Source organism: Rhizobium alarense (assembly GCF_021555155.1).
In the GTDB taxonomy this organism is placed as follows: Bacteria; Pseudomonadota; Alphaproteobacteria; order Rhizobiales; family Rhizobiaceae; genus Rhizobium_D; species Rhizobium_D alarense.
The window spans coordinates 1-10146 of record NZ_JAKGBU010000051.1; the positions used below are offsets into that span (position 1 = coordinate 1).

12 protein-coding genes and 1 pseudogene are annotated in these 10146 nt (G+C 65.8%); 5 read left to right on the plus strand and 8 right to left on the minus strand.

Annotated elements, in window-relative coordinates; all coding sequences use genetic code 11:
* The first annotated feature begins 100 nt into the window (after window positions 1–100).
* Entirely contained in the window at window positions 101–550 is a 450-nt protein-coding gene (locus tag LXM94_RS16090) for a DNA polymerase III subunit chi (protein ID WP_235772488.1), read from the plus strand.
* Between the two features lie 63 nt (window positions 551–613).
* Window positions 614–1087: a cupin domain-containing protein gene (locus tag LXM94_RS16095; protein ID WP_235772489.1), complete on the plus strand. Its 474-nt coding sequence runs from the start codon at window positions 614–616 to the stop codon at window positions 1085–1087.
* A 28-nt stretch (window positions 1088–1115) separates the two neighbouring features.
* On the opposite strand, the gene LXM94_RS16100 is transcribed toward LXM94_RS16095, so the two are convergent.
* The 3 genes from LXM94_RS16100 to LXM94_RS16115 form a co-directional block, all read right to left on the minus strand.
* Window positions 1116–1598: a GNAT family N-acetyltransferase gene (locus LXM94_RS16100; RefSeq protein ID WP_235772490.1), complete on the minus strand. Its 483-nt coding sequence runs from the start codon at window positions 1596–1598 to the stop codon at window positions 1116–1118.
* 4 nt (window positions 1599–1602) lie between these two features.
* Window positions 1603–1878: a type II toxin-antitoxin system TacA family antitoxin gene (locus LXM94_RS16105; RefSeq protein ID WP_235772491.1), complete on the minus strand. Its 276-nt coding sequence runs from the start codon at window positions 1876–1878 to the stop codon at window positions 1603–1605.
* A gap of 348 nt (window positions 1879–2226) precedes the next feature.
* Entirely contained in the window at window positions 2227–3153 is a 927-nt protein-coding gene (locus tag LXM94_RS16115; RefSeq protein WP_235772492.1) for a Gfo/Idh/MocA family protein, read from the minus strand.
* Window positions 3154–3413: 260 nt separating this feature from the next.
* Between LXM94_RS16115 and LXM94_RS16120 the strand changes: the two genes are divergently transcribed.
* The gene (locus LXM94_RS16120; protein WP_235772493.1) at window positions 3414–3992 is read left to right on the plus strand and encodes a TRAP transporter small permease subunit; all 579 of its coding nucleotides are present in this window, start codon (window positions 3414–3416) and stop codon (window positions 3990–3992) included.
* The gene (locus tag LXM94_RS16125) at window positions 3989–5794 is read left to right on the plus strand and encodes a TRAP transporter large permease (protein ID WP_235772494.1); all 1806 of its coding nucleotides are present in this window, start codon (window positions 3989–3991) and stop codon (window positions 5792–5794) included. Before LXM94_RS16120 ends, LXM94_RS16125 begins: the two co-directional genes overlap by 4 nt.
* A gap of 81 nt (window positions 5795–5875) precedes the next feature.
* On the opposite strand, the gene LXM94_RS16130 is transcribed toward LXM94_RS16125, so the two are convergent.
* Together LXM94_RS16130 and LXM94_RS16135 are read right to left on the minus strand one after the other, a co-directional pair.
* A complete protein-coding gene (locus LXM94_RS16130; protein ID WP_235772495.1) occupies window positions 5876–6736 on the minus strand; it encodes a DMT family transporter in 861 nt (286 codons plus the stop codon).
* Between the two features lie 141 nt (window positions 6737–6877).
* Window positions 6878–7984, minus strand: coding sequence for a TRAP transporter substrate-binding protein (locus LXM94_RS16135; RefSeq protein WP_235772496.1), 1107 nt, complete (start codon window positions 7982–7984; stop codon window positions 6878–6880).
* A 305-nt stretch (window positions 7985–8289) separates the two neighbouring features.
* Here LXM94_RS16135 and LXM94_RS16140 point away from each other — a divergent pair, with 305 nt between their 5' ends.
* Window positions 8290–9090, plus strand: a complete 801-nt coding sequence (locus tag LXM94_RS16140; RefSeq protein ID WP_235772528.1) for a GNAT family N-acetyltransferase — start codon at window positions 8290–8292, stop codon at window positions 9088–9090.
* Between the two features lie 8 nt (window positions 9091–9098).
* On the opposite strand, the gene LXM94_RS26295 is transcribed toward LXM94_RS16140, so the two are convergent.
* From LXM94_RS26295 to LXM94_RS16150, 3 genes and pseudogenes are all read right to left on the minus strand, one after another.
* Window positions 9099–9386 (minus strand): type II toxin-antitoxin system RelE/ParE family toxin, encoded by a 288-nt coding sequence (locus tag LXM94_RS26295; protein WP_408015651.1) that lies wholly within the window; start codon window positions 9384–9386, stop codon window positions 9099–9101.
* The gene (locus tag LXM94_RS16145; protein WP_235772497.1) at window positions 9383–9661 is read right to left on the minus strand and encodes a CopG family ribbon-helix-helix protein; all 279 of its coding nucleotides are present in this window, start codon (window positions 9659–9661) and stop codon (window positions 9383–9385) included. Before LXM94_RS16145 ends, LXM94_RS26295 begins: the two co-directional genes overlap by 4 nt.
* An 84-nt stretch (window positions 9662–9745) precedes the next feature.
* Window positions 9746–10146: pseudogene (locus LXM94_RS16150) on the minus strand (ABC transporter ATP-binding protein); the annotation flags it as partial.

The window sequence follows — 10146 nt, forward strand, 5'->3', positions numbered from 1 at the left end:
TGGGCTCGCCGGCGAGCGAGATCAGCCAGTCCTGGGCATCGGGCTTCGGCGTCCGCCTGCTCGACGAGTTGGTGCGGGCGCACTACGAAGGGTAGGCACGGTGAGCGAGGTTCTTTTCTACCACCTCACCGAATCGAGGCTCGAGGACGCGCTGCCGTCGCTCGTCGACAAGAGCCTGGAGCGCGGCTGGCGCGTCGCGGTCCAGACCGGCACGCCGGAGCGGCGCGACGCGCTCGACGCGCATCTGTGGACCTTCCGCGACGACAGCTTCCTGCCGCACGGCACCGACGAGCAGGCCTTCGCCGCGGACCAGCCGGTGCTTCTGACGGCGTCGCCCGGCAACCCGAACGGCGCGACGATCCGCTTCCTGGTCGACGGCGCCGAACCGCCGTCGCTCGACGGCTACGAGCGCGTCATCTTCCTGTTCGACGGTCACGACCAGCCCGAGCTGGATGCCGCCCGCGCCCACTGGAAGCGTCTCAAGGGCGAGGGCCACCAGCTCACCTACTGGCAGCAGACCAACGAGGGGCGCTGGGTGAAGAAGGCCTAAGGGGGAGGCTGCGCGGCGGCCTTCTGGATGCTAAGGTTGCCGGCATTCAAGGCGGGGGCTGTCATGGAAACCTTTGTCAAGGCAGTTGCGTCCGTTCCCGGCAGGCAGCGGACGGCGAGGGCGTCTTTCGGTGCGCCGGTCGTGATCCATGCGACCGCGGCGGAAACAGGCGGTGTATTCGGCATGTGGGAAACCTTCACGCCACCCGGACAGGGACCGGCACCGCATGTCCACACCCGCGAGACGGAGGTATTCCGCGTCATTCGCGGAACCTACCGTTTCACCTGCGGCGGCGAGACATTCGATGCGCCGCCGGGAACGGTGGTAACGCTGCCGCCGCATGTCGAACACGGTTGGGTCAATATTTCCGACGCGGAGGGCCAGATGTTCGCGATCGTCACGCCCGGCGGCTTCGAACAGCTCTTCATCGACATCGAGGCGACGGATGCCGACACGCCGGAAAAGGTTGCGCTGATCGAGGCCCGGCTTGGCATCGTCAACGCCTATACGCGCCGGCTGGCGGAAGGGACTGCGTAGCGCTGCTTCGCTCCCCTGACCCGCCGGATCAGCGAACATCCTTCAAGAGCACGAAGAGATGCATCGGGTCGCTCGGCGACCCCGTGAAATCGAAATGGCGGTAGAAGGACAGGGCCTCCTCGTCCTTCGCATGCACGGCAAAAGCACGCAGGCCCGCGATTTCCGCCGCCGCGAGCGTGCGCATCAGGGCATCCTTCAGCAGTCCCGAGCCGATGCCCTTGCCGGTCCACCCCGTCGAGACCGCCAGTCTTGCCAGGATCATCAACGGAATCGGATGCCGGGCCAGCCCCTTGCGCAGCCGTTCCGACGCATCGTCATATTCGACCTGCCCGAAGACGAGCGTGTGAAACCCCACGACCTCCCTGTCGGCAAGCGCAAGGTAGGTCTGCGAACTGTTGGCAAACTGGCTCTGGAGCGCATGGCGGACGAGAAAGCGGTTGAGCGGCTCCTTGCCGCAATCGAAAGCTTCCACCCGATGGTCGCGGCGCAGCTTTTCGATGCGGAGATCCACGGGGCTACCGCTCCGTGTCGAAGGTGCCGGGTGTCTCCAGCAGGCGCCTGAGCCGGGGCAGGTCCCGCGGCGGCGCGTCCAGCGCCTGCAGGAAGGCGTCCCAGTGTTCCGCGTCAAGCCCGAAAAACCGCCGGTCCGGCAGCGCTTCTTCGGCGCGGGCGAGCGCGCTTTCGAGCACGAACTCGCTCACCGAGCGACGCGTCGCCTTGGCCGCTGCGCTCAGTGTCCGTTTTGCTTCCGCTGTCAGGCGAAGGTCCAGCTTTTCAGAACGTACGGCCATGATCGACTTTCTCCGGGCGCTTCACTGTAGCAGCTCGAGGCGCGGTTGTCATGACTTTGTCGGGCAAGCCGGCCAGGACGGCGCTGCAGCACTACGCGTCCGCCGCCCCACCACCCTGCGCCGCCGTGCGCGCCGTCTCGGCCGCCAGCGACCGGAACCAGCGGTGGGCCGGATCGTTGCGGTAGTGGACATGCCAGGCCATCTCCACCGGAACGTGCCGAGATCGACGGGGAAGCATGACCTTCAGCCGGCGATCCCGGGCGAGCTGCCGGCAGTTGACGCTCGGCAATGTCGCGCGGCGGTCCGGCGGTGGCGGTTGTCATCCCGGCAAGCCGCGGTGCGTCGCCGTCAGTCGTAGAAGACGTCGACGAACTTGCGGCGGCCGAGCATGAAGGCGTCGGCGACGTGGCGGAGCGGCGCGAGGTCGACGTCGGAGGTGCCGGCCCTGATGATCTCGGCAAAGCGCCGGTAGAGCATCGGATATTCCTGCTCCGGCTCCTCGTGCACCGGCTTGCCGCCGATGGCGAGCTTGGCGCCGCCCTCCGACAGCACCATCCGGCCGGCTTCGGTCTCCGCGATGATGTCCCAGCTCTGCTTGCCGGTCTGGCGCCAGTCGAATTCGGCCGAAAGGTCGAGTCCGGCGGCGTCGGTGAAGCGGATGTCGGCGGCGATCGGCGCGTCCTTGTTCTCCGGGAATTCCAGCGTCGCCGCGGTGATGAAGACCGGGCGCGGCAGGATGTGGGTGACGATCGACAGCGCGTTGATGCCCGGGTCGAAGACGCCGAGGCCGCCCGCCTGCCAGATCCAGTCCTGGTTCGGATGCCAGTGGCGCACGTCCTCCTTCCAGATCACCTGCATCGCGCGGATCGTCGTGCCGGCGAGGAAGGATTTCGCGGCCTCGACGGCCGGCGCGTAGCGCGAATGCCAGCTTGCGAAGAGGGAGAGACCCTTCGAGGCGGCGAGCGCCTCGAGGTCGGCGACTTCCGACAGCGTGGCACCCGGCGGCTTTTCGAGGAAGACGTGTTTTCCCGCGGCAAGCGCCTTCTGCGCCGCCTCGTAGCGGAACTGCGGCGGCATGCAGAGCGACACCGCCTCGATCGCCGGCACCTTTTCCAGCATCGCGTCGATCGTCTTGAAATTGTCGATGCCGTCGACCGTGCCGTTGCGGCTTGCCGCCGCGATCAGCCTGAAGTCGCTGTTCCCGGCAATGGCGGGCAGATGCTGGTCGCGGACGATCTTGCCGACGCCGACGATGGCTAGATGGATCGGGGACATGGTGCGCTCGATTCGGGGTTTCGCTCGAATTGTATGATTATTGCGGCGGTGTTTTAGCAGAATGCCGGGTGAGGGCAAGGGCGTCCAGGCGCCGGTTGCTGCCTATCGTTTGTGCATTGCACGGCGACTTGCTTGCGCTTTCGGCTAAAGCCGCCCGGCGGACCGGGAAAACCCCGCCGTACCCTTGAATAAGGGCTTGAAATCGGCACTCTGCCTGTGCTTGGCAAAACGCGAATAAAAGCCATTGCGGGGAGGAACTCATGAAACAGCTGCTCGGCCTGAGCCGGCTCATCGACCATGTCACCGAAAATATCGGCAAGGCCGTCGCCTGGCTGATTCTCGTCGCGGTGCTCGTCAGCGCCGGCAACGCCATCGTGCGCAAGGCGTTCAACATCTCGTCCAACGCCTGGCTGGAGGCGCAGTGGTACCTGTTCGGCGCCGCCTTCATGCTGGCCGCCGCCTATACGCTGCGCCAGAACGAGCATATCCGCATCGACGTGGTCTACGGCGCCCTGTCGCGCCGGGTGCAGCACTGGATCGACCTTCTCGGCCACTGCCTGTTCCTGATGCCCTTCGTGCTGCTGATGGTCTATTATCTCGTGCCCTACGTGCTGATGTCCTACCGGTCGGGCGAGGGCTCCTCCAGCGCCGGCGGTCTCATCGTCTGGCCGGCCAAGGCCATCCTGCTCGCCGGCTTCGTCCTGCTCCTCGCGCAGGGCATCTCGGAGATCATCAAGAAGATCGCGATCATGACGGGCGACATGGACGATCCGACGCCCTATGTGCCGACGCATGCGCCGCTCGACATGGACACGCCCGTCGGGGAGAACCGCGCATGATCGAGTTCATCGCCCACAACCTGGCGCCGATCATGTTCATGTCGCTGGTGGTCTTCCTGCTGCTCGGTTATCCGGTCGCGTTCGCGCTTGCGGCGAACGGCCTGCTGTTCTTCGTCATCGGCGTCGAACTCGCGCCGTTTTCCGATTCGATCAACCTCTCCTGGCCGCTGCTCAACGCCATGCCCGAACGGCTGTGGGGGGTGATGTCGAATGACACGCTGCTCGCCATCCCGTTCTTCACCTTCATGGGCATCGTGCTCGAACGCTCCGGCATGGCCGAGGACCTGCTCGACACGATCGGCCAGCTCTTCGGGCCGATCCGCGGCGGCCTCGCCTATGCGGTGATCTTCGTCGGCGCGCTGCTGGCGGCGACCACCGGCGTCGTCGCGGCATCGGTCATCGCCATGGGCCTGATCTCGCTGCCGATCATGCTGCGCTACGGCTACGACCGGCGCGTCGCCTCGGGCGTCATCGCCGCCTCGGGCACGCTCGCCCAGATCATCCCGCCATCGCTCGTCCTCATCGTGCTTGCCGACCAGCTCGGCCGCTCGGTCGGCGACATGTATGCCGGCGCGCTGATCCCGGGCCTCGTGCTGACGGGCCTCTACATGGGCTACATCCTGCTCATGACCTTCATCCGGCGCGATTCCATGCCCGCCCTGCCGCTGGAGGCCCGTTCGCTCGGCTCCGGCGTGACGTCGCTCCTGGTGGCTGTCGCGGTCGCCACGGCGATCACCTATTTCGCCCATGTCGTCCTCTCGCCGACGCAGGGCGGGAATGCCGACATCCTCGGCGCGACGGTCGGCGTCGCCGTCATCTATGTCTTCGCGCTCGTCGACAAGGGGCTGAACATCAACCTGATGTCCAGGCTCGCCCAGCAGGTGATCATCGTGCTGATCCCGCCGCTGGCGCTGATCTTCCTCGTGCTCGGCACCATCTTCCTCGGCATCGCGACGCCGACGGAAGGCGGCGCCATGGGCGCGGTCGGCGCGCTCGTCATGGCGGCCGCGAAGGGCCGGCTGAACCTGGAGGTGGTCCGCTCGGCACTCGCCTCGACGACCCGGCTGTCCTCCTTCGTGCTGTTCATCCTGATCGGCGCCCGCGTCTTCTCGCTGACCTTCTACGGCGTGAACGGCCATATCTGGGTCGAGGAACTGCTGACCGCGACGCCGGGCGGCGAGACCGGCTTCCTGATCGTCGTCAACGTCATGGTCTTCCTCCTGGCGTTCTTCCTCGACTTCTTCGAGCTCGCCTTCATCATCGTGCCGCTGCTGGCGCCGGCCGCCGACAAGCTCGGCATCGACCTCATCTGGTTCGGCATCCTGCTCGGCATCAACATGCAGACGAGCTTCATGCACCCGCCCTTCGGCTTCGCGCTGTTCTACCTGCGCTCGGTCGCCGCCCGCGTGCCCTATCTCGACAAGGTGACGGGCAAGGTGACCCAGCCGGTCACGACGGGCCAGATCTACTGGGGGGCGGTGCCCTTCGTCGGCATCCAGATCATCATGGTGGCGCTGACGATCATGTTCCCGCAGATGGTCATGCACTACAAGGGAGAGGGAAGCGGCATCGATCCGGCGACGATCAAGATCGAGGTTCCGGGCTTCGGGAACGGCGAGGGCGGCCTGCCGGGCCTGACGCTCCCCGACAACGGCGGCGGCCTCGGCCTGCCGGGCGGCCTGCAGTTGCCAGGCGGCAATCCGCTGGACGGCGGAGCCGAGCAGCAGCCCGCCGACCAGAACGGCACTGCCGGCGAGGAGAAGCCCAACAACGACCTCTCAAGCCCGCCGTCGTTTAACTGACGTGCAGTTCGCAACTGATGGCCGGCGGGCTGCCGGCCATCCGCTTACCTGCACCGCGAAAGCGAGCCGCGGAAAAATCTCTCAGCGGTCGAGGCCCTGGTCCTCGACGTGCCGCTCCCGCAAGACGATATAGATCCCGCTCGCGATGATGACGACGGCGCCCACATAGGTCGCCACATCCGGAATTTCGTTCCAGATGAGCCAACCGAATCCCGTTGCCCAGAGCAGCGCGCTGTAGTCGATCGGCGCGACGACAGATGCCGGCGCGAGACGGAAGGCCTGCGTCATCATTGTCATGCCCGCCGTTCCGAACAGCGCGATGCCGACGAAGAGCCAGACATCTTCGGCCCGCACTGCCGTCCAGACGAACGGCACGATGAGCCCGCTGAGCAACGCGCCGGCGCCGGTCAGGTAGAGAAGCAGCGTCCAGACACTCTCGCGGCTATCCACCCATCGCGCACTGATCAGCAGAAAAGCGTAGAGAAGCGCGGTCACAACCGGCAGCATCGAGGCTGGCTGAAATGACGAGCCGCCGGGCCTTGCGACAATGAGGACGCCGACGAAGCCCGTAGTGACCGCTACCCACCGGCGCCACCCGACCTGTTCGCGAAGCATCAGCGCGGAAAGAGCGGTGATGAACATGGGCGCGACGAAGATGAGCGCCGTCGCCTCCGCCAGCCGAAGATAGCGGAAACTGGTGAAGAAGAGCATGGCTGCGCAGATCCACAGCACGCCGCGCAGCAGGTGTGCTGCCGGGCGGTAGGTTCGCAATGCTCCGGTGCCGCCCATCCAGCACGCAACGGCAAATGCGAAGGGCAGGGCAATGACGTTCCGCAGGAAAAGGACCTGCAGTGTCGAATATTGTGCAGTCAACGCCTTGGCGAAGGCGTCATTGACGCTGAGGCAGGCCACCCCTGCAAACATCAGCAGAATCCCCACCATGCTGTGACGCCGCGCTTCGCTCGAATTCGTCTGCAATCGACCGCCCCTCCTTGCCACCCCGTCCGCTGATGGCCAAATCATGAAACGAAACGGCCCGGAGCGTCGCCGCTCCGGGCCGTCAATTCAGCCGTTCGGTCAAGCCTAGAGCTTGCCGCCGCGCTGCTGGATCATCATGAACGTGTCGTAGTTGTATTCCGCGATCTGGGCGTTGAGATAGTACTCGCCGCGGAACGCCTTGATCGAGCCCCAGATCTTCTTGAAGGTCTCGTTGGAGCCCTCCATTTCGGCATAGACCTCGTTGGCCGCGTCGAAGCAGGCCGACAGGATTTCCTGGCTGAACGGGCTGAGCTTCGCGCCGTTGGCGACGAGGCGCTTGATCGCCGAGGGATTCAGGTAGTCGTATTTCTGCAGCATGTTGGCGTCGGTCGCCTGGCAGGCGGTGCGCAGCAGCGACTGGTAGGCCTTCGGCAGGCCGTCGAAGGCCGCCTTGTTGAACATCGCATGCACCGTCGGGCCGCCTTCCCACCAGCCGGGATAGTAGTAGTAGGGCGCGACCTTGTAGAAACCGAGCTTCTCGTCGTCATAGGGGCCGACCCATTCGGCCGCGTCGATCGTGCCCTTTTCCAGGGACGGATAGATGTCGCCGCCGGCGATCTGCTGCGGCACCACGCCGAGCTTTTCCGCCACCTTGCCGGCGAAGCCGCCGATGCGCATCTTCAGGCCCTGCAGGTCGGCGACGGTCTTGATCTCCTTGCGGAACCAGCCGCCCATCTGCACGCCGGTATTGCCGCCCGGGAAGCCGACGAGGCCCTGGGTCGCCAGGAATTCGTTGAACATGTCGATGCCGCCGCCGTGATACTGCCAGGCGTTCATGCCGCGGGCGTTGAGCGCGAAGGGAACGGCCGCGCCGAGCGCCCAGACCGGATCCTTGCCCCAGTAGTAGTAGGACACCGTGTGGCAGGCCTCGACCGTGCCGGCGGACGTCGCGTCGGCGGCCTGCAGGCCGGGCACGATCTCGCCGGCGGCGAAGACCTGGATCTGGAAGTTGCCGTCGGTCGCCTCGGACACGTATTTCGACAGGACCTCGGCGCCGCCATAGATGGTGTCGAGCGATTTCGGGAACGACGAGGTCAGGCGCCAGTTGATCTTCGGATTGCTCTGCGCGACGGCGGGCGCGGCGAGCACCGTGGCGGCAGCGCCGCCGACACCGGCGACGCCGGCCTTCTTCATGAATGAACGACGATCCATCAATTATCCTCCCAATGGTGAGCGGGCGGGTTGCCCCCGCTCTCGTGATCACCGCGAACCTAAACATTTTAAACCGGGGGTTTCAAGCGCGGCGGCGAAATAAGGTCCGCACGGTCGCCTACGACTTTCGTCTAAGCTGTCGCGAACGGTTATCTGCATGTTTTTTAGGCGTTTTTTTATGAAAGGCGGCGGGCCGGGGCCGTTGACAGACGATCCCGGCCGGCGGAAGGTTTTCCCGCGACGAGGACGGAGACGGCAGGGTGGCGGAAGCGGCGATACGGCAGGCGGGCAGGGACGACCTTGCCATGATTCTGGACTGGGCGGCAGCCGAAGGCTGGAACCCCGGGCTGGACGACGCCGATCCTTTCTGGACCGCCGACCCGGGGGGATATTTCCTCGCCGAGCTTGCGGGCCGTCCGGCGGCGGCGGTGTCGATGGTGCGCTACGGCGACGGTTTCGCCTTTCTCGGCTTCTACATCGCGCACCCGGATTTTCGCGGGCAGGGCATCGGCCGGGCGCTCTGGCAGCATGCGGTCGCCGCCGCCGGGCCGCGCACGATCGGCCTCGACGGCGTGGTCGCGCAGCAGGAAAACTATCGCCGCTCCGGGTTCGCCTATACCCACGGCAACATGCGCTACGGCGGACGCCTCCGCACCGAGCCCGTGCGCGACAAGCGCGTCATCCCGGTCGCGCCGGTCCACATGCCGATGATCGTCGACTATGACGCGCGGTTCAATCCGGCGCCGCGGCCCGCCTTCATCGGGCAATGGGCACGGGAGACGGAGACGCGCCGCAGCCTCGTGCTGATCGACGACGGCACGATCGCCGGCCTCGGCACGATCCGCGCCTGCCGCGGCGGCCGCAAGATCGGCCCGCTCTTCGCCGACACGGCGATGAACGCCGACCTCCTGTTCCGCGCCCTCGTCATGGAGGCGGGCGCCGGCGACGTCTATCTCGACATCCCCGTGCCGAACGGCGAGGCGAAGGCGCTTTGCGCCCGCCACGGTCTCGAACCGGTCTTCGAGACCGCCCGCATGTACCGCGGCGAGGCTCCCGGCCTGCCGCTCGACCGGATCTTCGGCATCACCACGTTCGAGCTTGGCTGAGGGCTTGTCTAACGCGGCGCATGATCCGGATTTCGCCGGGCATCCCAGAGCCTGAGTATTTCGATCCGGTCCTCGCGAACGCGGTAGATGACCAGAAACGGCGTTTTCGACACGGGCAGTTCACGTATGTCGGCGACGCCGGAAGGCCGGCCGGCATTCGGATTGTCCCGAAGCAGCCGCTCGATTGCGCGGAACCGGTTTCGGGCGCGCGTCAAGCCTTCGGGAAAGACATGCTCGTAATAGCGGCGAAACCACAGAAGGTCCGCGCGCGTCGATGGAAGGTAGACAATTCTCATCGCGCCGGCAAAAAGACGTCTGGCTCCGGCGGGTCGATCTCGTCTTCGCCCCAGTGATCGATCCAGCGGTTCATGCGCTCGGAAGAGATGAAAGCGCCGTCGCCGGCCTCATCGAGGGCATTGTCGATTGCGATGCGCTTGAGGCTCTGGCCGTCCAGCCAGGCCGCGATCGCCCGTTCCGCGACGGTTTCGGTCGAAAGATTGAGCGCACGCGCCTCCGCGTCGAGCCGTGTTTCGATCTCCGGTGCAAGTTCGATGGAGAGAGCCTTTGCCATTCTTCCTGTTCCATGGCTTCCGGTTGGCAATCGTTTTGGCAGGACGATGTTAGGACGATTGTGGCTGCCCGCCAAGGTACCGCCTTACCCCGCCATCGCCCCCTCGTATTCCCCCGAAAGCTCCAGCCATTCTTCCTCCGCCGCCGCGAGTCTCGCTGCGGCGTCGGCGCGGTCCTTGGCCTTGCGGGCGGCGGCGGCGGGGTTCTTCTCGTAGAGCGCCGGATCCGCAAGCTCCACGTCAAGCGCCTGAATCTGTTTCTCCAGTTTCGCCGTCAGAGATTCGATTTCGTTGATCTTTTTGCGTAAGGGCGCCAGCGATGCCCGCCGGTCGGCGTTCACCTTGCGCTGGTCCGCGCGGGACAAGGCCTCGTCGGCGGGGCCTGGCCGGGGCTTGTCGTCCCGCGGCCTGCCGCCGCCGACGATCAGCGTGCGGTATTCCTCGAGGTCGCCGTCGAAGCTCGTCACCGTGCCGTCCCTGACGAGCC

Excerpts from the sequence above, each read along its gene's own strand:
- LXM94_RS16095 (WP_235772489.1), top strand. The coding sequence starts at position 614 with ATGGAAACCTTTGTCAAGGCAGTTGCGTCCGTTCCCGGCAGGCAGCGG.
- LXM94_RS16105 (WP_235772491.1), bottom strand. The coding sequence starts at position 1,878 with ATGGCCGTACGTTCTGAAAAGCTGGACCTTCGCCTGACAGCGGAAGCA.
- LXM94_RS16115 (WP_235772492.1), bottom strand. The coding sequence starts at position 3,153 with ATGTCCCCGATCCATCTAGCCATCGTCGGCGTCGGCAAGATCGTCCGC.
- LXM94_RS16120 (WP_235772493.1), top strand. The coding sequence starts at position 3,414 with ATGAAACAGCTGCTCGGCCTGAGCCGGCTCATCGACCATGTCACCGAA.
- LXM94_RS16125 (WP_235772494.1), top strand. The coding sequence starts at position 3,989 with ATGATCGAGTTCATCGCCCACAACCTGGCGCCGATCATGTTCATGTCG.
- LXM94_RS16130 (WP_235772495.1), bottom strand. The coding sequence starts at position 6,736 with ATGGTGGGGATTCTGCTGATGTTTGCAGGGGTGGCCTGCCTCAGCGTC.
- LXM94_RS16135 (WP_235772496.1), bottom strand. The coding sequence starts at position 7,984 with ATGGATCGTCGTTCATTCATGAAGAAGGCCGGCGTCGCCGGTGTCGGC.
- LXM94_RS16140 (WP_235772528.1), top strand. The coding sequence starts at position 8,290 with ATGATTCTGGACTGGGCGGCAGCCGAAGGCTGGAACCCCGGGCTGGAC.
- LXM94_RS26295 (WP_408015651.1), bottom strand. The coding sequence starts at position 9,386 with ATGAGAATTGTCTACCTTCCATCGACGCGCGCGGACCTTCTGTGGTTT.
- LXM94_RS16145 (WP_235772497.1), bottom strand. The coding sequence starts at position 9,661 with ATGGCAAAGGCTCTCTCCATCGAACTTGCACCGGAGATCGAAACACGG.